Source organism: Prosthecobacter sp. (assembly GCF_029946185.1).
In the GTDB taxonomy this organism is placed as follows: domain Bacteria; phylum Verrucomicrobiota; class Verrucomicrobiia; order Verrucomicrobiales; family Verrucomicrobiaceae; genus Prosthecobacter.
On record NZ_JAQSEA010000068.1, the window covers coordinates 26,020 to 45,501 of the forward strand.

The 19,482-nt window shown below is 59.7% G+C and carries 16 protein-coding genes; 5 read left to right on the plus strand and 11 right to left on the minus strand.

The window, feature by feature from the left end:
- Positions 1 to 683: 683 nt before the first annotated feature.
- From PSV43_RS04665 to PSV43_RS04685, 6 genes are all read right to left on the minus strand, one after another.
- Positions 684 to 2,156 carry an ammonium transporter gene (locus PSV43_RS04665; RefSeq protein ID WP_300194278.1) on the minus strand — a complete coding sequence of 491 codons (1,473 nt, stop codon included), beginning with the start codon at positions 2,154 to 2,156 and terminating at the stop codon, positions 684 to 686.
- Positions 2,157 to 2,173: 17 nt separating this feature from the next.
- On the minus strand, positions 2,174 to 2,875 hold the full coding sequence (locus tag PSV43_RS04670; RefSeq protein ID WP_300194280.1) for a hypothetical protein: 702 nt from the start codon (positions 2,873 to 2,875) through the stop codon (positions 2,174 to 2,176).
- A 17-nt stretch (positions 2,876 to 2,892) separates the two neighbouring features.
- Entirely contained in the window at positions 2,893 to 3,258 is a 366-nt protein-coding gene (locus tag PSV43_RS04675) for a hypothetical protein (RefSeq protein ID WP_300194282.1), read from the minus strand.
- Between the two features lie 195 nt (positions 3,259 to 3,453).
- Entirely contained in the window at positions 3,454 to 4,533 is a 1,080-nt protein-coding gene (locus PSV43_RS04680; protein WP_300194284.1) for an alanine--glyoxylate aminotransferase family protein, read from the minus strand.
- A 532-nt stretch (positions 4,534 to 5,065) separates the two neighbouring features.
- On the minus strand, positions 5,066 to 5,860 hold the full coding sequence (locus PSV43_RS26120) for an HNH endonuclease (RefSeq protein ID WP_345784647.1): 795 nt from the start codon (positions 5,858 to 5,860) through the stop codon (positions 5,066 to 5,068).
- Between the two features lie 172 nt (positions 5,861 to 6,032).
- Complete coding sequence (locus PSV43_RS04685) at positions 6,033 to 6,929, minus strand: TIM barrel protein (protein WP_300194286.1); 897 nt, start codon at positions 6,927 to 6,929, stop codon at positions 6,033 to 6,035.
- A gap of 47 nt (positions 6,930 to 6,976) precedes the next feature.
- On the opposite strand from PSV43_RS04685, the gene PSV43_RS04690 reads away from it, so the two are divergent.
- The 4 genes from PSV43_RS04690 to dtd all read left to right on the plus strand — a co-directional run bounded on the left by PSV43_RS04690 (position 6,977) and on the right by dtd (position 10,033).
- On the plus strand, positions 6,977 to 7,753 hold the full coding sequence (locus PSV43_RS04690) for an SDR family oxidoreductase (RefSeq protein WP_300194288.1): 777 nt from the start codon (positions 6,977 to 6,979) through the stop codon (positions 7,751 to 7,753).
- Positions 7,754 to 7,852: 99 nt separating this feature from the next.
- Positions 7,853 to 8,752, plus strand: a complete 900-nt coding sequence (locus PSV43_RS04695) for an ROK family protein (RefSeq protein WP_300194290.1) — start codon at positions 7,853 to 7,855, stop codon at positions 8,750 to 8,752.
- Positions 8,749 to 9,528 carry an SIS domain-containing protein gene (locus PSV43_RS04700; RefSeq protein ID WP_300194292.1) on the plus strand — a complete coding sequence of 260 codons (780 nt, stop codon included), beginning with the start codon at positions 8,749 to 8,751 and terminating at the stop codon, positions 9,526 to 9,528. Before PSV43_RS04695 ends, PSV43_RS04700 begins: the two co-directional genes overlap by 4 nt.
- 52 nt (positions 9,529 to 9,580) lie before the next feature.
- Positions 9,581 to 10,033: a D-aminoacyl-tRNA deacylase gene (gene dtd / locus PSV43_RS04705; RefSeq protein ID WP_300194293.1), complete on the plus strand. Its 453-nt coding sequence runs from the start codon at positions 9,581 to 9,583 to the stop codon at positions 10,031 to 10,033.
- A 191-nt stretch (positions 10,034 to 10,224) separates the two neighbouring features.
- Here dtd and PSV43_RS04710 read toward each other — a convergent pair whose 3' ends face one another.
- Positions 10,225 to 10,821 (minus strand): sigma-70 family RNA polymerase sigma factor, encoded by a 597-nt coding sequence (locus tag PSV43_RS04710; protein ID WP_300194295.1) that lies wholly within the window; start codon positions 10,819 to 10,821, stop codon positions 10,225 to 10,227.
- A 280-nt stretch (positions 10,822 to 11,101) separates the two neighbouring features.
- Positions 11,102 to 12,625 carry a sulfatase gene (locus tag PSV43_RS04715; RefSeq protein ID WP_300194297.1) on the minus strand — a complete coding sequence of 508 codons (1,524 nt, stop codon included), beginning with the start codon at positions 12,623 to 12,625 and terminating at the stop codon, positions 11,102 to 11,104.
- 114 nt (positions 12,626 to 12,739) lie between these two features.
- On the opposite strand from PSV43_RS04715, the gene aspS reads away from it, so the two are divergent.
- The gene (gene aspS / locus PSV43_RS04720; protein WP_300194300.1) at positions 12,740 to 14,572 is read left to right on the plus strand and encodes an aspartate--tRNA ligase; all 1,833 of its coding nucleotides are present in this window, start codon (positions 12,740 to 12,742) and stop codon (positions 14,570 to 14,572) included.
- Between the two features lie 180 nt (positions 14,573 to 14,752).
- Here aspS and PSV43_RS04725 read toward each other — a convergent pair whose 3' ends face one another.
- The 3 genes from PSV43_RS04725 to PSV43_RS04735 all read right to left on the minus strand — a co-directional run bounded on the left by PSV43_RS04725 (position 14,753) and on the right by PSV43_RS04735 (position 19,476).
- Complete coding sequence (locus PSV43_RS04725) at positions 14,753 to 15,406, minus strand: transposase (protein ID WP_300194302.1); 654 nt, start codon at positions 15,404 to 15,406, stop codon at positions 14,753 to 14,755.
- A gap of 195 nt (positions 15,407 to 15,601) precedes the next feature.
- On the minus strand, positions 15,602 to 16,318 hold the full coding sequence (locus PSV43_RS04730; protein ID WP_300194304.1) for a sigma-70 family RNA polymerase sigma factor: 717 nt from the start codon (positions 16,316 to 16,318) through the stop codon (positions 15,602 to 15,604).
- Positions 16,315 to 19,476, minus strand: coding sequence for a serine/threonine-protein kinase (locus PSV43_RS04735; RefSeq protein ID WP_300194306.1), 3,162 nt, complete (start codon positions 19,474 to 19,476; stop codon positions 16,315 to 16,317). The genes PSV43_RS04730 and PSV43_RS04735 overlap by 4 nt, the downstream gene beginning before the upstream one ends.
- Positions 19,477 to 19,482 lie beyond the last annotated feature (6 nt).

Consider the following 19,482-nt stretch of genomic DNA (forward strand, 5'->3'; position numbering starts at 1 on the left):
TGTCCGTTTTAGGGGTAGAACTGACGGGGGGCGGATTATCGGTGAGCTGCGGTGTGTGTGAAGGCTCCTCCACAGGAATTTTCACACGCGGGCTGTGCACACGCGAGGGCGGGCTCGGCTTTGAACGCGGCACGTACCTAGTGGACCCGCCAGAACTTGAGGAGGGAGCGTTGAAATAATTGTTTTGCGGATAAGCAGAGGGAGTGGTTGCAGTGTAGTGAAGGCGGTTCGGCATGCGGGCACTCCAATTGGACCAGTTGGCACCAGGCGCGGAACTGCGCTGAGAGCTGGCCGCATAACGCTGTGAGTACAAGCTGCCGGTGCGCAATGGCGGCGACGCGTGCGAAGAGCTCAGGTAGGACAGCAGTCCGTTTGTCTGAATGCTACGCCAGGCTTGCTGCGGCGGCATGGAGCACTGGGCCAGAAGAACGGCCGCCGTTAGCACGGCGAGAATGCGTGCCGCACATGCGGTGGGACAACGTGATGCTTTCATGGATTGATGGGAACGAAGGTTATGACGGTGAGCAGAGAAGTGACTCCACACGTTGCCTGCCGATGCTGACAGGAGTGTGATCAAAGGGCAAGAAAACAGCAGCGCAAAATCCTGCCATTACGGTGTCATTCATTGAATTATCATACCAACTAAACCTGGTAGCTTTTAAGCCGTTTGAGCGAGGCCAGACTCAGGCCTGCTCGGTCGTCTGGAAGTCGGGATAGGCGTTCGCCGCATGTTCGGAAAAGTCGAGGCCGTCGATCTGTTCGTTATCCGTGGCACGCAGTCCGACGAGCATATCCACCGTCTTGAAGATGATGAAGCAGATGACGAAAGAAGTGAGCGTGATGGAAAAAGTTCCGAGCGCCTGCACTCCGAGCTTATGCGCATCAAAACCATCCTGATTGAACAGGGCGACACTCAGAGTGCCCCACCAGCCGTTCACCAGATGCACGGGCACCGCACCCACGGCATCGTCGATCTGCATGCGCTCCAGCGCGATGGTGGCCACAGTGGTGATGATTCCCGCGATCAGACCGACCACGAGGGAGGAGGCCGGGGAGATGTTGGCGCAGCAGGCGGTGATGCCCACCAGTCCGCCGAGGGCACCGTTCAGGGTGATGCCCACATCAGGGCGGCCTTGCACAAACCACATGGAAATCATCGCGGCAAGGGCTCCTGCTGCAGGAGCAATGGTGGTGTTCACCACGATGCGCCCAATCGAGCCGTCACCAATGAGTGTGGAACCGGCATTGAAGCCAAACCATCCGAACCACAGGATGAAAACGCCCAGTGCGGCGAGTGGGATGTTATGACCGGCGATCAGGCGCGGAGTGCCATCTTTGGCGAAGCGCCCATGTCTTGCGCCCACGACAAGAATACCCGCCAGAGCGCACGCGCCGCCGCAGCCATGCACCACGGTTGATCCTGCGAAATCGACGAAGCCCATCGCCTCCAGCCAGCCCTTGTCCCCGCCGATGCCAAAGCCGCCGCCAAAGCTGCCCCAGGCCCAGTGGCCGCCGAGAGGATAGACCACACCGGCAAGCAGGCCTGCATAGACCAGATAGCCCACGAACTTGGTGCGCTCTGCCATGGCACCGGAAACGATGGTGCAGGCGGTGCCGGCAAACACGACCTGGAAGAACCAGAAGGTCCACATGGACTCATTCGCCGCGTGATTGGCCAGCCAGAAGCTGTCCGTGCCGATCCAGCCGCTCGCGCTGGTGCCGAACATCAGGCCGAAACCGAGGAACATGAAGACCAGCGCACTGATGCAGAAGTCGAGAAAGTTCTTCATGATGATGTTGATGCTGTTCTTGGCACGGGCAAAGCCCAGCTCCACCATGGCAAACCCTGCCTGCATCATGAAAACCATCGCTCCGGCGACGACCATCCAGACCACGTTCAAATTCACCTGCACCGTGTCTATGTCCGCTTTCACGGCGGCGCTTGCAGGTTCGGCTGGTGCGCTTGCAGCCTTGGGAGAGGCTTCATTTTTCACCGCCTTCGCCACCTCATTCAGCGTGCCCTGATTCGTGTCTAGCTTCTGAATAATGGTGTCCAGCTTCGCCTCAATCTTGCTGCTGTCCTGAGCTGTGGCAGACGGCAGGGGGACGGTGAGAAGGACGATGGAAGCCAGAGAGCAGATGCGGAATAGATTCATGCAAAAAAGAAGCGGGTTCAGAGGTCCAGGTGTTCGAGCGAGGCTTCGAGTTCACCGAGAAGCTGGCGGCGTTTGGAGGTGTTCGGCACCTGCTCGATCACGCTGGCGGCCAGCTTGCGCACCGCAGTGGCCGTGAGCCGGTAGGGGTCGGAGATTTTGGCCTCGGTGATCGTGCGCTGAATCAAGTTGGCAGCCTGTGCCCGGCCCATGACCTTGCCCAGCACACCTTCGACACACGGCCTCACTGCTCCCCACTGATTGACGGTCGTCTCCGCCTTGTCGGTGAGTTGGGCGAGTGCCCGCGGACTGGTCACGACGAGTTCTTCGATGCCGTCTGCCGGAAGTTTGGGCGCGGGCTGCTGATCGAGAGAGGCGGTTTTGAGCAGCTCGGCGTGATCATTGAGCATCACCGATGCCGCGCTGGCGGCCAGATCAGGATCTGCCCGCGAAGTGAGAAAGAACAGCATCACAGCCTCGTCATGCAGCACCGCGAGCAGCACGCCGCCGTCGAGTTCCAGGTAGATCTGGTGGATCTTTCGCCGCACCTGCCGGTAGCCTTCGAGCATTTGGCTGATGATCTCGCGCAGGTTGTCCGCACGGGTATCAGAGAAAGGCATCTGGCGGTGGATCGTGTTTTTGCCTTTGAACAGCATCACTCCAGCCACTCCTTCCAGGCGTTGCAATGACGCGGCGGAAGTGATCACAGGGTTTAAACTCATGGGCGCAAAAGGAGAGATCAGCGGGCCAGGGATTCGCGCACCTGCTTGATGGAGCGCCGGTTGCTGCTGACGACTCCGTGCCAGTTGCCCGGCTGCTGTCCTGCGCTGATGGCCGTCTGGCCTTGTCGATCCTCAACAATCGCCATTTCGAGGGTTCGCATGCCGAGGGTCTCGGCCAGCTTGACCGCGAAATATCCGACGTATTTCACCTCGCCAGCGAAGCGCTGGGCGGACTCGGCATCACCTCCGGAAAGGGATTCACGTCCCTGATAGGACTCCATCTTGATGAGACCGGGATCAGGTTCCATGCGGACGATGTTGCTGGGTTGCGTGCCCGCACTGTTGCGGGCTGGTGAGATCGGAATGATGCGAGTGGCTTCCATCTGAAGGATTATTTATAAGCAGCACGTGTGCCAAAATACCTTTCTCCGCGTCACAGCTTTGTGATTACAGACCGGTTCGGAGCATTGGCAGGCTTGATTTTACCAAACGCCGCAAAGCAAAAACGGCCCTGAAATTCAGGGCCGTTCGGTTCAGAGGATTCATCACCCTTGGGGGTGAGGCTGGAATGGAATCGACTACAGCTTGGCGAGGCTGTCATCCAGCGCGGCGATCACCGTGCTGATGCTGGCTTCGGACTCGTCACCCATGTTCGAGACGCGGAAGGTCTTGCCCTTCAGCTTGCCGTAGCCGCCGTCGATGATCATGCTGTGGTTCTTCTTCAGCAGGCCGATGAAGGCCGCGACGTCGATGCCCTTGTTGTTGGCCACGCAGGTCAGGGACTTGGAGCGGAAGCCTTCGGGGGCGAAGAACTCGAAGCCGTTGCGGATCACCCAGTCGTGCACCATTCCATTGAGCTTGGCGTGGCGGGCGTAGCGGTTGTCCACGCCTTCGGCGAAGATCTTCTGGAGCTGATGGCGCAGGCCGTAGATGAGGCTGATGCACGGCGTGCTTGGCGTCATGCTCTTCTCGCCGTTCGCCTTGAACTCCAGGAAGTCGAAGTAGTAGCCGCGGTCATTCATCGTGGCCGCACGTGCCATCGCCGCTTCGGAGGCGGTGAAGAGGGCCAGGCCCGGAGGCAGCGCGAAGGCCTTCTGGCTGCCGGTGAGCAGCACATCGATGCCGAGTTCGTCGAAATTCACCGGCACGGTGGTAAAACCGGACACGGAATCCGTGATGAACATCACATCCGGATACTTCTTCTTCAGCGCCGCGATTTCCGCGATGGGGCTGAGAACGCCGGTGGAGGTCTCATTGTGAATGAAGGTCACCGCGTCGAACTCACCCGTGGCCAGGCGCTTGTCGATCTCGTCCGCACGCACAGGCTGACCCCACTCCACGGAGTAGGCCTCGGCTTCCTTGCCGCAGCGCTTGGACACGTCCAGCCACTTGTCGGAGAAGGCACCGTTGCAGCAATTGAGGACCTTTTTCTTCACCAGATTGCGGATGGAGCCTTCCATCACGCCCCAGGCGGAGGACGTGCTCAGAAACACCTGCTGCTGGGTGCCAAAGAGGGTCTGCAGCATCGGGTGGATCTCGGCATAAAGGTCTTGGAAGCCCTTGCCGCGATGCCCGATCATCGGCTGCGCCATCGCAGCGTAGGTGTCAGTGCTGACTTCAACGGGACCAGGGATGTAAAGTTTGACGTGGGTGCTCATTGCGTGGGGTGGAAGGGGGGATGGCGAGTTTAGGGGGATTGGGCGAGGGTGCAAGGGCTGTGTGGGGTTGCCTCAGGCGGGTCTGAACGCAGTTTTTTGCCAGCCCACTCATAGGCTCCGGCGTGTTGCGAATTTAATAGTGGGACTTCGCCGCTTGGTCCTACCTCTAAGCGATGTTCGAACGATTAGATCTGCGACGGCGGGCGCGAGGCATCGCAAACACTACAGAAGCGCTACGATCCGCTACGGTGCAGGGTTAGGCGTGCGGTCATTTTGTAGTTTTTTCGAATAGGCGGTGATGGACGATGACCTCATGCCCGGCATGAAAGAGTGGCGACCAAGCGTGACGCTCCTCGCCTAAATCTTGTTCGGGTGCGGTGACTGTGAGAGGACGCGTGCAGAATCGCCGAACGCTTAGGATCAGGCAGCCCAACCAGCCGAGAGCGAGCGTAGCAAGCATGGAAAAGGTTCGAGCTCCAGCAAGCTCCGAGCGCACAATGAGCTGGTGGGGGGCTGCATCCGCTCGTTGGTCCTAGTTTTGGCTGATGGCCCTGCTGAGTCGAGGAATCTGTTCATATAGGTTCTTCAACTTCATGATACGCTCTGCTCCATAATGAAGGTCCCTGTGACAATTCGGACACAGCGCTACGGCGTTAGTGGTGGTGTCTGGTCCACTTGAGGCAAGCGGAATGACGTGATGTACCTCAAGAAACGGAACTCCGATTGCATCCAAGAATGGAGCAGGCTGCCCACACAGCTCACAGATACCCGCAGCAGTCCGTAGTATCCAAGCACGCACATTAGAATCTCTCTCGATCACAACGGTCATCTGTGTAGATGACTTAGGCGACTGAATACCTGCAGGTACCGCTGGCAATAAAGGCGATGATGAGGCTGCTGGTGATGCCACGACGTTCCAATCCGAGGGTGTCAGAAGTGTGCTGTGCAGTAGAATTCTCTTGGTGCGATTGCCGCCAGACTTCGAGGTATCAATTTTTAGGCGAGCTTGCGCACGTCCGATCTCCAGTCTGATCTCTCGTGGCTCTCGACCTAGAAGGCTAACAGATGACGAGGAGTCGAGAAGTATGGCGCGCTCGGTAAAGTTCGGAAATTGGTCAACGAGATCTCTTGAAATGACGTTCACGCCTATCTCGTCCAAAGACCTGCTCTGAAGTCTCTCAATGATGACATCTAAAGCCTCATTGTAATCTGCGTTCCTCGCTGACGGCCCCCATGACTCAAGGATAAGTCCACTGACATCTTGAAAGGCATCGATTTGATAAGCGGCGTTGAGATCATTGCCTGTGTTTGCTGCAACATTGGGCATGGCGTCGTTAGTATTGGGCGAAGTATTGGATGGTCGACAATTTTGTCGAGTACGTGTTCTGCACTATGGGACAAAGGATTGTCGAATATGACACACATGGGCGTCCTATTTTCGAGTTAAATATGACAGGAGTCACAGATCGCAGTCTCCCCATGAAAGGGAGCCCATCGCATCAAGCCCACCCAAGCCAGCCATTCAGCGTCTTAATATCCCGCACATGCGCTTCGCGGAAGCCTTTGAGCATGGCAGGGTCCTTGGGATCGCCCTTGAGGTATTCCAGATGCAGGGAAATGGGGCCGGTGTAGCCGGTTTTCACGAGCATCTTGCCGTAAGCCGGGTCCACCTGGCCTTCGCCGAGGGGCACGGTCACCTGTTTGCGGCCGTCCCATTTGAAATCTTTGAAGTAGGCGGCGCCGATGTGGTCTTTGACCAGATTGAACTCCAGCGGCCAGGACAGACCGCCTTCGCAGGTGGCGTGCAAGATGTCGAAGGCGAAGCTGAAGTCAGCGGCGGGGTAGTCGCGCATGATGGAGAAGATGTCCCAGACAGGCGCGCCGAAGTAGTCCTTGCCGCTGTGATTCTGAAACATGGGCTGGATGCCGATTTCCTTGCAGAGGGCCACGAGGTCTTTGATCTTCGGGCGCACGGCCTGGAGCTGATCCCAGATGGGCAGCTTGAGGTCGTACTTGTAGTAGTTCATGCGGAAGCGCTTCACGCCCAGCTTCGCTGCCGTGCGCAGCACCTCCTCGGTGTGCTGCTCCTTGCTCACTTCATTGATGCCGGAGGTCATGATGGTCATTTCCAGCCCCTGCTTCTTCAGCGCTTCGATAAACTTCGGCAGTTCGTCGGCGACCTTCTCAGGCTCGATGTGACCCTTGGGCCGGATGGGGGCCTCCACGCCATTGAAACCGGCCTCCGCACCCAGACTGGCGATGTCATCGAAGCTCAGCCCTTGCAGGTGCTTGGTGAAAAAGCACACGGTGTTCTTTGTTTTCGGCGTTTCCGCCATCAATGGAGCCGTAAAAGCCAAACTTGAGAGGTTGCGCAGGAAAGTACGTCGTGTGTTCATGAGTGAGCTTGAACAACGACATCGCACGTCCGACTCCTTCACTCAACATGCATTCCCTTTCCGGCCACAACATCGTCATCATGGGGGGCACGACGGGGCTGGGTTTATCCGCTGCGAAAAAACTCGTCGCCGCAGGTGCTCAGGTCGTCGTCACCAGCCGTTCGCAGGCCAATGTGGATGCCGCCTTGGCTGAACTCGGCCCGAACGCACGCGGCTTCGCTGCGGATGCCGCCACGCCGGAGGCGGCGGAGCGTGCCATCGGCATGGTGGATCATCTTCATGCCCTCTACCACGTCGCCGGCGGCAGCGGGCGCAGCAAGGGAGACGGCCCGCTGCATGAGCTCACGGACGAAGGCCTGCGCTACACGCTCGACCTCAATTTGAACTCCGTCATTTACTCGAACCGCGCCGCCGTGCGCCAGTTCCTGAAGCAGGGCAGCGGCGGCGTGATCCTCAACATGGCCAGCGTGCTCGGCTACTCGCCCTCCGCGCAGTTTTTTGCCTCCCATGCCTACGCTGCGGCAAAGGCGGGCATCATCGGCTTCAGCAAATCCATCGCCGCCTATTACGCGCCGCAAAACATCCGCGTGAACGTCATCGCCCCCGCGTTGGTCGAGACGCCGATGTCCCAGCGCGCCGTGAGCAATGACGCCATCATGAACTTCGTCAAAACCAAGCAACCCCTCGATGGTGGCCGCGTCGGCCAGCCTGAGGACTGCGATGCCGCAGCTCTGTTGCTGCTCTCGCCCGACTCCCAATTCATCACCGGGCAGGTGCTTGCCGTCGACGGCGGATGGACGGTTTCGGAAGGACAGATGGGATAGCCGAAAAAGGGGAAAGAATAGAAAAAAACTAAACCCTGCACAGACAATCCAGCCTCAAAATTTTCTCCTTCTTTCCCCTTTTTCGGCCAATTCAATCTCATGAGTTTTTCCATCGGCATCGATCTCGGCGGCACGAACATCAAGGCCGCGCTCGTGGACACGGCCAGCGCCCGCACCCTCGCCACGCTCTCCAAAACCACCCGCGATGGCGAATTTGACGGCAACACGCCGCGCTTCGCCCTCACCGTGCGTGAGATCGTGCATGAGTTCGAGGCGCAGGCCGGGCAGAAGCTCCGCGTCGGACTCTCCGCACCCGGATTGGCGAATCCTGAAGGCCATTGCATCGACTGGATGCCGGGGCGCATGCATGGGCTCGAAAAATTCGCTTGGTCCGCTTTTCTTGAGCGTGACTGCCGCGTGCTGAATGATGCCCACGCGGCGCTCCTCGGCGAGGTCTGGGCCGGAGCTGCCAAGGACACGCAGGACGCCTTCATGCTCACGCTCGGCACTGGTGTGGGTGGTGCGATCTGGAGCGGCGGACGCTTGCTGAAAGGCAAGATCGGCCGGGCAGGGCATCTCGGTCACATCACCATCGATGCGAATGCCGCGTGCGATGATTTCAATACCCCCGGCAGCCTTGAAGCTGCCATTGGCAATCAAACCATCGCCCAGCGCGGCGAAGGGCGTTACGTCTCGACCCTCGCCTTGCTCGACGCCTTCAGTGCTGGCGATAAACACGCCGCCAAAGTTTGGCTCACCTCCGTCCGCCATCTTGCCGCCGCCGTTGCTTCTCTCATCAATGTGCTCGATCCCGAAGTCGTCATTATTGGCGGAGGCATCGCCACCGGGGCAGGGGAGCGTTTGTTCGCGCCGCTGCAACAAGCCCTCACCGGTTTCGAGTGGCGGCCCGGCGGCCATCAGGCCCGCATCGTCCCTGCTCAGCTTGGCGACAGCGCCGGCTGTCTCGGCTCCGTTTTCAATCTTCTTCAACACTCATGACTCCCGCCCTCCAATACCTCGACGCCAGCCAAGGCCTCCTCAATCGTGTCCGCGAGCAACTCCCGCTCATCCAGCAGGCCGCCGACATGTTCGCCAAGACGATCCTCGCCGGGCAGATGGTTCACGTCTTTGGCTCCGGCCACAGCCGCATTTTGGTGGAGGAAATGTGGCCGCGCTACGGCTCCTTCCCCGGCTTCAATCCTATCGTCGAACTCTCGCTGACCTTCCACAATCTTGTCGTCGGCGCGAACGGCCAGCGGCAGGCCATGTTCCTCGAAAACGTCAGCGGATTTGCCAGTCGCATCTTGCGGAACTTCGATCTCCAACCCGGAGACAGCGCCCTCGTCATTTCCAGTGGCGGCTGCAATGTGGTGCCCGTCGAGATGGCCGAAGAGTTCCAACGCCGCGGCGTCAAAGTCGTCTCCATCATCAGCACCACGCACAGCGAGGCCAGCACCAGCCGCCACCGCGACGGCAAGAAGCTCCAGGACTTCTCCGACATCGTCCTCGATACCGGCGCGCCGGTTGGCGATGCCATGATCAAGATTGAAAATCTCGACACCCCCGTCGCCCCCGGCAGCACCGTGGGTGGCTGCCTGCTGGTGAACGCCGTCAAAGCCGAAGTCGCCGACCGCCTCACCAAGGCCGGCCAGCCTCCCAAAGTGCTCACCGCCGGAGCCGTCGTCGGTGCAGCGAAAGCCACCGAGTTATTTGAGGCCGCGTATGACGAGCACGCACGGCGCATCGCAAAGTATTACGCGAAGCTGGGAGTTTGAAGCTCCAATCGAAACTGATGTTCGCCATTCCTTTATTCGTCATTATTTAGCCATGCGCCTCGTCCTCCAACGCGTCTCTTCAGCCGCCGTCACCGTCGATGGCAGCATCACCGGCCAGATCGGCACGGGCCTGATGATCCTCGCCGGCATTGAGCACGAGGACACGATTGAGGATGCGACGTGGCTGGTGCAGAAGCTCACGCAGATGCGCATCTTTGGCGATGCCGAGGGCAAGATGAATCTCAGTGTGAAGGACATCGGCGGCGAGTTGCTGGTGGTGAGCCAGTTTACGCTGCATGCCAGCACGAAAAAGGGCAACCGCCCCAGCTTCATCCGCGCGGCACGGCCTGAGCACGCGATCCCGCTCTACGAGCAGTTTTTGGCGCTCTTGGAAGCTGATATGGGCAGGCCCGTGGCACGCGGCATCTTCGGGGCCGACATGAAGGTAGCGCTGGTCAACGACGGGCCGGTGACGATCTGCATCGATTCGCGGGCAAGGGAGTAGCAAAGTAGCCTTGTTCCTGCGGAACAGGGGTGCGCTCCGCAATCACCCTGCATGTGGGACTACCGGAAAGTCCGGCTGTGGCGGAGCGGTTCCTTGTTGCACAGCAACAAAGCTACTTTGCTGCACAAAAAAAAGAGGCGGACCGAAGTCCGCCCCTCTCCTTGTTTTTCCAGGTTTTGGGGGTTGGAAAATTAAGCGAGACGTGGTTTGACCAGTGTTTCGAGGCGGTTCACACCACGACGGATACGAGCTTTAATCGTGCCAAGTGGCTCATGGAGGCGCTCGGCCACTTCGGCCTGAGTCAGGCCGGTGAAGTAGGTCAGCTCAATGGCTTCGCGCTGATCCTGGGTGAGGCGTGACACGGCGCTGTGAAGGATGGTGTCGCGTTCCTTGAACTCGAGGTTTTCGTGGCCGGAGGGCTCAAACTCGAACTGGTCCTTCTTGTTCTCGGACTCGAAATCGTCGTTCAGGCGGGAGCGGCGCTGCTTGGAGCGGATGCGGTCGATGGCACGGTTGCGGGCCAAGGTCGTCAGCCAAGTGAGGGGCTTGCCTTTACGGGGTTCGTAGAGGTGGGCCTTGTTCCAGACCTGCACGAGGACTTCCTGCATGACGTCTTCGGTGTCATGGTGGTCGTTCAAGACGTTCGAAATCGAGGCGAAAATGAGGCCGCTGTATTTCTTGTAGAAGGTCTGGAAACTGGCCGAATCACGTTCCGAGATGCGCTTCAGGAGGCGGATGTCTTCGACAATGTTGGGATCTAACTCAGGGGATGTTGCAGTCGCGTTCATAGAGTTGAGGAGTCTGACAGGGTTAATAATCGCGACAAAAGCCATTTCGTCAAAGATTTGTTTTCATTTTGTCTAAATATTTGTCCATTTGTCTAAATATTTAGCCAAAAGCTGATGGGGTACAGAAGTCGCGTATAAGAATGAGACTGTTGGTGGTTGTCATTATTCCCACTAATTAAGCGCACCGGTCGCTCCGGGTGACTCGGCAGTAGCTACATTGTAAAATCGGCCCCCAGATAAGATCTGGATGGCAAAATCACTCCGGTCGCCGCAATTGCCCCTATGGGCTCTTCTTAGCGGCGGATTTCCTGCCCGGTTTGCCCGGTTTGCCCGGTTTGCCCGGCTTGCCCGGCTTGCCCTGTGCCGCACGGCCGTTGGGCTGTGAAGGATCATACCCGGCGTTTTTCGTCGGGATCAGCGCTCCCACCTCTTTCTGCCAGGCCTGCAGTTCAGCGAGCATGGCCTTCGCCCGTTCGGGCTCCTGTGCGGCGAGATTCCGGGACTCGCTGAGATCGTCCTTCAGATTGAAAAGCTCCGGCTGATCCTGCTCGAACCACTGGATGAGTTTCCAGTCGCCACGGCGCATCGCTGCACCGGGCGCGCCGCCTTGGTTGCCGTAGTGGGGGTAGTGCCAGAAAAGAGCGCGCTCGGGCAGGTGCCCCTTGCCTTCCAGCAGAGGCCGCAGGCTCACGCCGTCGCTCTTCGTGGTCGGCTTGGTTCCGGCCACGTCCGCCAGTGTGGCGAAGAAATCGGGGCTGCTCACGGGTGTTTCCACCTCAGCACCCGGCTTCACCACGCCCGGCCAGCGCACGATGAGCGGTTCGCGGATGCCGCCTTCATACAGCCAGCCTTTGCCACCACGCAGTGGCAGATTGGAGGTTGGCGAGCCCTCGCTGGTGCTCAGTCCACCGTTGTCTGAGGTGAAGATGACCATCGTATTTTTCGCGAGGCCGAGTGCGTCCAGCTTGGCCAGCACCTTGCCCACGGCGTCGTCCATCGCCTCCACCATGCCCGCATACACCGCGTGCTCCTGCACCAGGCGCACATCGCGGGGCTCCTCGCGGCCAAACTTGGGCTCCAGACCGAGTTTCTGGCGCTTGGCCTCATACTTCTTCTGCAAATCAGGACGCGACTGCAAGGGCGTGTGTACGGAGTAGAACGAGAAAAAGGCAAAGAAGGGCTCGGTCTTGTGGGCCTCGATGAACTTGTTCGCCTCCGTGGCGAGTCGATCGGGCAGGTGCTCGCCGGGCGGGCCGTCGGGCAGGCGCGGATTGCCATAAGGCACGAAGTATTTGCCGGGGCCATAGGGGCCACCGCGATCAATGCCTCCCATGTTGATATCATAGCCCTGATTCTCCGGCCAGAAGCCCTCGGGGCCGAGATGCCACTTGCCTGCGAAAAAGGTGGCGTAGCCGGCGCTCTTCATCAGCTCGCCCAGCGTCACTTCCTCATGCGCGAGCCGGTCCGAATATGGAGCTGGCAGCAGCGGCGTATTGCGCTTCCAGCCTTCCGGCTTCATTGGCGCGCCGATGTAGTCGGTGATGCCCGTCCGCTGCGGCCAGCGCCCCGTTTGCAAGGCTGCGCGTGTGGGCGAGCAGACCGGGCAGGCCGCGTAGGCGTCCGTGAACAGCGCGCCATCTTTAGCAAGCCGGTCAATGTTCGGCGTTTCATAAAACGTGCTGCCATAGCAACCCAGATCGCGCTGGCCGAGATCATCGACGAGGAAGAATACGACATTGGGCCGGTCTGCGGCATGCAGCACGCTGCCGAGGCAGCCGAGGAGGAGCAGTGATTTCCAGAACATGGGGAAGGGGAACGACGCACCCGATGCCGACCTTGCCCCAAACTGCCGTTCTGGCCCTGCCTTCCCCCTTGCACCCAGGCCGAATCCGACGACTCTACGCGCCCTTTTTCAGCCATGATCCCCAACGCCTACCGTTCCTTTCACTGCAACGCCGTCCGCTCAGAGCACATCGGCCAGACCGTCACACTCTGTGGCTGGGTGAATTCGGCCCGCGACCATGGCGGCGTCATCTTCATCGATCTGCGCGACCGCGAGGGCCTGACCCAGGTCGTGTTCCGCCCGGAAGAAAACGCTGAACTCGCCGCGCAGAGCCATCACCTGCGTGACGAAGACGTGCTGCAGATCACCGGCAAAGTCGCCGCACGTCTCACCGGCACCGAAAACGCCAAGCTAGGCACCGGCGAAATCGAAATCGTCGCCACCGAATTCAAAGTGCTCAACAAGGCCGATGTGCTGCCCTTCCAGCTCGACCGCGAGTTGTCCAACGAGGACATGCGGTTGAAGTACCGCTACCTGGACCTGCGCCGCGAGCGCATGAGCAAGAACATCCGCACGCGCCACAAGATCACCAACGCGGCACGCAACTGCCTCGACGCCGCCGGCTTCATCGAGGTCGAAACGCCGATTCTGAGCAACCCGACGCCCGAAGGCGCGCGAGACTTCCTCGTGCCTGCCCGCTTGAACCCCGGCCGCTTCTACGCGCTGCCGCAGGCTCCGCAGCAGTACAAGCAGCTCATGATGGTCGCTGGTCTGGAGCGCTACTTCCAGATCGCCCGCTGCTTCCGCGATGAAGATCTGCGCGCCGACCGCCAGCCTGAGTTCACCCAGATCGACATCGAAGCCAGCTTCATCGAGCGCGAGGACATCCTGAACCTCGTCGAAGGCCTGCTCGTGAAGATGTTCAAAGCCGGCACCGACCGCGACATCCCCACGCCCTTCCCACGCATGACCTATCAAGAGGCCATGGACCGCTACGGCTCCGACAAGCCGGACACACGCTACGGCAACGAGATCGTCGATATGGCCGATGTCTTCGCCAGCAGCGGCTTCAAAATCTTCCGCAGCACCATCGAAAACGGTGGCGTCGTGCGTGCCATCAACGCGAAGGGCTTCGCCGGCATCACCACCGGTCAGATGATTCGCCTCAACGAGATCGCCACGCAGGCTGGCATGAAGGTGAAGCAGCTCGCCTTCATCAAGGTCGAGCGCGATGCCAATGGCGTTCTTGAGTACAAGAGCCCGCTCTGGAAGTTCTTCAGCGAAGACGAGCAAAAGGCCCTCATCGCCAAGCTCGGCGTCGTGGAAAACGACCTGATTTTCTTCTATGCAGGCACCTGGCAGGAAGCCTGCGACATCCTCGGCCGCGTGCGCGTGGAGATCGCCAACATGACCGCGCTGACCAAGGACAGCACCGCCTTCAACTTCCTTTGGGTCGTCGATTTCCCGCTGCTGGCCCAGGATGCCGAAACGCAGAGCTGGGTGGCCGTGCATCACCCCTTCACCCGTCCGAAGACGGAAGACATCCCGCTCATGGACGCCGGAGAATACGGCAAGGTGCGCGCTGAAGCCTATGACGTGGTCCTCAACGGCTACGAACTCGGCGGCGGCTCCATCCGAATCCACGAGAAGGATCTGCAGGCCAAGATGTTCAGCGTCCTCGGTGTGAACGAAGAAGAGCAGGCCCACAAGTTTGGCCATCTGCTCGACGCCTTCCGCTTCGGTGCCCCTCCTCACGGTGGTCTCGCACTGGGTCTGGACCGCATCGCCATGCTGGTGAGCGGTGAAGACAGCATCCGCGAAGTCATCGCCTTCCCGAAGAACAACCGGGGCAGCGACTTGATGACCGACAGCCCGACGAACATCGACTTCAAGACCCTGCGCGAAATCTACATCCAGAGCACCTGGAAGGAGAAGACGGCGGCTACCGCGGCAGCGCCTGTGTCATAAAGTAGCTTTGGTCCTGCGGAACAAAGAACCGCTCCGCCTCGCCCAAGACCACCGGTTCGCCTCAAAGCCTCTCAGCCGCAGTGCGGCAAGGAAACGCCATGCTTTGCACAGCGTTCTTTGTTCGGACTACCGTGCCTCTTGGCTGTTTGCGGAGCGCTCCCTTGTTCCGCAGGAACAAGGCTACTTTGGCTTCGCCCATGCGCGGTACTCCCCTTCCTTCAGGCGGGCCTTGATGGGATTTTTCAGGATGTACTCCCGAAACTTTTCCAGGCTCGCGGGGGTGCGCACGAGGTGGTCAAAGCTCTCCCACTGCCAGAGCTGGCCTGTGCGTCCAAGCGCCTTGTTGATCTGCATCGCCGTGAAGTTCTTCCAGTTACGGCAGTGATTTTTCATCTCGCCGCGTCCTGAAACTCCCACCAGCACATGCACGTGATTTGGCATGACAACAAAAGCCTCCAGTTCATACCGCTCGCCGTCAAAGTGCCGCAGGCTGTCCTCGACGATCCCGCCTAGCTCCGGCCTGCGCAGCAGGCATTCGCCGTGCCCCTCATCGAGCAGGGCATTCCAGCGCACCGTGAAGAGCTTGTGAAACTCCTGCCGTTCAGCCTCCGGCAGCATTTCAAACACCCGCTGCCAATCCTCGATGACAGGATCAATGCCACGTGTTCGCAGCCATTGGTCGCGTTCGACCTGCCATCGATCCATCACGGCTTTGGGCAGGGAATCCGCCGTGCGCCAGGTGATGAAGTAGAAGGCGTTCATCTGCTCCCAATGCGGCAGATTGCCCTGGCTGACATCCGTCTTCGCCGCAGGGGCAAAGAAGCGGTATTCCATCGCGAAGCGTAAAAGTAGCTTTGTTGCTGCGCAACAAAGAACCGCTCCGCCACATCCATGGCCATCGGTTCGCTGTAGATCTATCTTTTCCGCCGTGCGGCATGGGGTGCGCCGGGCTTCGCCTGTAGGTGGCAGGTTTGGCCTACCGGCCTCCTGGCTGTTTGCGGAGCGCTCCCTTGTTCCTCAGGAACAAGGCTACTTTCTCAGCGCCGCCATCAGCGCGTCCAGTTCCTCGCGCACGTCTCCTGCCTCTCCCACCGTCTGCGCGATCTCGGCTTTTACCGCCTCGCGGAATCTCTTCCGCAGGCGATGAATAGCCACCTTCACAGCCTCAATGCTCATGCCGAGTTTCGTGGCCGCATCAGCTTGAGGTGTCGCATCGGCTTCCGCCGTCAGCCAGGATTTTAGAGCATCAAAATGCGCTAATTTGCCATCCTCACGCATCTCAGACTCCAGACGTCCCAGTGCACGTGCGAGCAAGGTCAGCGCCCACTGGCGATCAAACGCTGCATCAGGTGCTTCGACGTTGACGTCAGCGATTTGCAGCCCTGCGCCAGTCGAGTCAGACACGCCGTCGATCACGGAATGAATCTGCCCACCGCCACGCTTGGCCGCATGTTCGCGATCACGCTGATTCGCTGCAAAGCGTTTCAAGACCATGAGCAGGTAGCTGCGAAATTTCCCACGCAAAGGATCAGCGCCATCAATGGTCCCACCCGCGAGCAGCTTGGCAAAGAAGTCATGCGCCAGATCCCGTGCCACATCCTCCGCACGCCCATCCCGCCGCAGAAAGGCCACCACCGGCGCATAGTACGCCTCACACAATTCGCTGAGCGCCGCCTTCGCCTGAGTGTCTCCACCGCGCGAACGGGAGACGAGCGTCCAGCGGGTGTCGTGAAAGGAGGAGGTCATGGAAGCGGCGGCAAGATCACTTGATCAAACGTGACGGTCCGCACTTTGCGACTGCGAATCTGAAAGGAAGCCACCTCACGCAGCAAAGCTTTAAAATCGACTCGTTCCACCTTCGTGCTGCCACTGCTGCTACCGGAGCGGCCGGACGATCCCAGCCTGCGGCCGTCTTTGAGTATGGCAATCGCATCGTAGATCGTGCTGTCTTCTGCTGACTTGGACCAGGACACGAAAACTCGATGGTCTGGACTGTCTCCAATTGCTGCCAGGAGGCATTGGTCACCAAAGCTCATCCCCCCATGGTAGTCTGGGGGGAGCGTTGGACCTTTAGCCCATCTGCCAATGCTGTACCGAAGGACCACCCGCACTGCTGAAGGCAGGCCACCACGCCTGCCAGGACTGATTACAACGGCCAGCAAGGATGGAGTAGGACGGTTAGAAGACCATGCGGTCCCACCGAATTCATGATCCCGGTTCTTCAACTCCTGCCCATCTAAATCGGTGATCTCCACCTGGAGGCCGCTAAGAGGATCAAAGTCTGGATGCTCAAACCAAAGCTGCAGCCAGCAGCATTCATTGTTTTGATTGACGACTTGATGCTCAACTGAATGTGCTAGGAGAGGCTTGTACTCAAGCTCCGACACAGGGATTCCTTCCGTGGTGTAAACAGGATTCGTGAAGTCTTGGCCATTCAAGGCCAGCCGCGTGAAACGCAGCACTGGCTGTTGATCCAGAGCATTAGCCGTCCCTTCTACCACCGGCGGGGGAGGCGCTGAAGCAGCACTGCCTGTTCCCTTCGTCGTCCCCGGCGAATAGTACGGAAACATCATCTTCCCGATGATCTTGTCCCATGGCATGAAGAACTCCTCCACACTGCTGCCACGTTTCAGCAGCAGTCCTTTCGTTTCGACGGCGACGACACGCGCGAGCCAGGTCTGACCGCTCTCATGGGCGTACGCGACGAGATCTTCCGAAGCGAAACCGGTATCGAGCTTGGAAGCGATCCAACGACTTCCTTGGGCGACGCCGGGGACATTTCCATGGGGAATGGAATACGAGGCCCCGATGAAGGCGCGGATGAAAAACATCAGCACGATCACTGGAATGGCGACTTCGATGTTACGAACGAGCCGATGAGGCTTGATGGCAGGACGCCCCACCGGATGCCGGTGCATCCACACCAGCGTGGATGCCACCGAGGCGGTAACGCCGACCAGAATCAGCGTGAGCGCTGCCCACGAGTAGGCGTCCTGATGGCGTGGCAGTTGATAAAAGCCCGCGATGCCTGCGGCGATGACGGTCAGCGACCAGCCAAAGAGGTGCTTGCCGAAAACGGCGTTCACTTCATACCAGCGTTCATCCGAGACAAAGGTGGAAGGCAGCCGCACGCCGTAGAAGGAATTCATCGGCACCAGCCGCAGCCAGAGCGGCAGGCTGAGAGCGGCAAGCAAGAGGCCAACGATTTCGATCCCCGATGCGATGATCATCTGCGCGGTCATGCCTGCCGTGCCGGCATGGGACCAGTGGCGGGTCATCCAGACGAGCGCCAGAAACAGCAGGAGCGAAGCGGGCAGAAGCCAGAGAACGCGGGAGGGTCGCTCATGCCATGCTGTGGCACGCTGGGCACCACCCAGTGCTTCAAATTCGAGCTGCCTGCGCGCCCACCAAGGCACAAGCACGGATGGAAACAACATGGGCAACCAGATCCAGGCTGCCAGGAAGGCGCTTTGATCGGTGATCCTCACCAGCAGCAGCAGCATGGGCGTCATTTCCGCCGGTGTCTTCATCACATGAGGCGCATGGACCCGAGCACCCATGCCGCTCACCAGCGCATACACCTGACCGCCATACGCATTCACACCTGCCGCGATAGCGCCCACGGCATCCCAGCCCAGCGCAATGCCGCCAGTGGCCAGCAAGCCCACGCTCAAGCCTCCGAAGGCGAGCAGCAACGCGATGGCAACACCACCCAGCGAGATCAAACCAACACTCAGCCCACCGAGCGCCACAACCCCGACGGCCATGCCACCACAGGCGAACAAGCCGCGCGCATAAGCTCCAAAGGCCACCACGCCGATGGCCCGGTCTCCGAAGGCAAAGAAGCCGCGCGCCGTGCGCTTGCTGCCCGTCGCGGGATCAATGCCATGCGCGACATGCAGCAGCGGTCTGCCAAACAGCGTGCGCTTGGACTTGTACTCAAAACTGCTGAAACGCATGGCCACCGAGTGCCGCATCTGCGGTGGCATGAAGGCGATGCCCTCGATCTGCGTTTTAAACTCGCCCGCGCTTTGCTGGCGCATGGCGCGATCTTTGGCCAGTGCACGAAACACGACCTCGTCCATGTTGCCGTTCACAGCAGATTTTTCTGACGGTGCTGCGAAACGGCCCAGCGGCAGCTCGCCGGTGAGCATCTCGTAAAAGACCACGCCGAGGCTGTAGATGTCCGCACGGTGGTCCACGCTGCCGGGCTGCTCGATCTGCTCCGGTGCCATGTAGGGTGCGGTGCCGAGCTTCGCGCCGCTTTGCGTGAGCATCATCCCGCCGTCGCCGTTTTCATCGAGGATCTTGGCGATGCCGAAGTCGGCGATTTTCACCCGGCCCTTCGCATCCAGCAGGATGTTCTCCGGTTTGATGTCGCGGTGCAGCACGCCCTGGCTGTGGGCGTATTGCAGGGCCTCACACATCACGGGAATGATGTTCAGCGCCTGCTCGGGCGTGAAGCGCCCGGCACGCATGGCCTGCCGCAGGTTCACGCCATCGACGTATTCCATGGTGAGAAAGCAGAAGCCGCCGCTCTCGCCAAAGTCATGCACGGTCACGATGTTGGGATGGCTGAGACGTGCGAGCACCCGCCCCTCACGCGTGAACCGCTCCGGAAAGCCCGGCGTGGCCGCGAGCGACTTGGGCAGCACTTTGAGCGCGACGACACGATCGAGCTTCGGCTGCCGTGCACGAAACACCGCGCTCATCCCGCCGTGGCCGATGAGATCGAGGATTTCGAGATCAGGAAAAGCGGCGGCGATTTCCGCCAGCGATGGCAGATCCAGCCGGGACAGCGGCAGCGTGTCGGCACCACCGTCCGTCGGCATGGCGGCTGAGGCCATCAGGTCGGCGGGGTTCAGTCCGTGGAAGGGATCTGGGGAGGGCGTAGTAGAGTCCATGATACC

What these genes read in the sequence shown, in the direction of transcription:
- PSV43_RS04665 (WP_300194278.1), bottom strand. Translation starts at nt 2,156, where the DNA reads ATGAATCTATTCCGCATCTGCTCTCTGGCTTCCATCGTCCTTCTCACC.
- PSV43_RS04715 (WP_300194297.1), bottom strand. Translation starts at nt 12,625, where the DNA reads ATGTTCTGGAAATCACTGCTCCTCCTCGGCTGCCTCGGCAGCGTGCTG.
- PSV43_RS04685 (WP_300194286.1), bottom strand. Translation starts at nt 6,929, where the DNA reads ATGAACACACGACGTACTTTCCTGCGCAACCTCTCAAGTTTGGCTTTT.
- PSV43_RS04700 (WP_300194292.1), top strand. Translation starts at nt 8,749, where the DNA reads ATGACTCCCGCCCTCCAATACCTCGACGCCAGCCAAGGCCTCCTCAAT.
- PSV43_RS04680 (WP_300194284.1), bottom strand. Translation starts at nt 4,533, where the DNA reads ATGAGCACCCACGTCAAACTTTACATCCCTGGTCCCGTTGAAGTCAGC.
- PSV43_RS26120 (WP_345784647.1), bottom strand. Translation starts at nt 5,860, where the DNA reads ATGCCCAATGTTGCAGCAAACACAGGCAATGATCTCAACGCCGCTTAT.
- dtd (WP_300194293.1), top strand. Translation starts at nt 9,581, where the DNA reads ATGCGCCTCGTCCTCCAACGCGTCTCTTCAGCCGCCGTCACCGTCGAT.
- aspS (WP_300194300.1), top strand. Translation starts at nt 12,740, where the DNA reads ATGATCCCCAACGCCTACCGTTCCTTTCACTGCAACGCCGTCCGCTCA.
- PSV43_RS04695 (WP_300194290.1), top strand. Translation starts at nt 7,853, where the DNA reads ATGAGTTTTTCCATCGGCATCGATCTCGGCGGCACGAACATCAAGGCC.
- PSV43_RS04675 (WP_300194282.1), bottom strand. Translation starts at nt 3,258, where the DNA reads ATGGAAGCCACTCGCATCATTCCGATCTCACCAGCCCGCAACAGTGCG.
- PSV43_RS04725 (WP_300194302.1), bottom strand. Translation starts at nt 15,406, where the DNA reads ATGGAATACCGCTTCTTTGCCCCTGCGGCGAAGACGGATGTCAGCCAG.
- PSV43_RS04670 (WP_300194280.1), bottom strand. Translation starts at nt 2,875, where the DNA reads ATGAGTTTAAACCCTGTGATCACTTCCGCCGCGTCATTGCAACGCCTG.
- PSV43_RS04730 (WP_300194304.1), bottom strand. Translation starts at nt 16,318, where the DNA reads ATGACCTCCTCCTTTCACGACACCCGCTGGACGCTCGTCTCCCGTTCG.
- PSV43_RS04690 (WP_300194288.1), top strand. Translation starts at nt 6,977, where the DNA reads ATGCATTCCCTTTCCGGCCACAACATCGTCATCATGGGGGGCACGACG.
- PSV43_RS04710 (WP_300194295.1), bottom strand. Translation starts at nt 10,821, where the DNA reads ATGAACGCGACTGCAACATCCCCTGAGTTAGATCCCAACATTGTCGAA.
- PSV43_RS04735 (WP_300194306.1), bottom strand. Translation starts at nt 19,476, where the DNA reads ATGGACTCTACTACGCCCTCCCCAGATCCCTTCCACGGACTGAACCCC.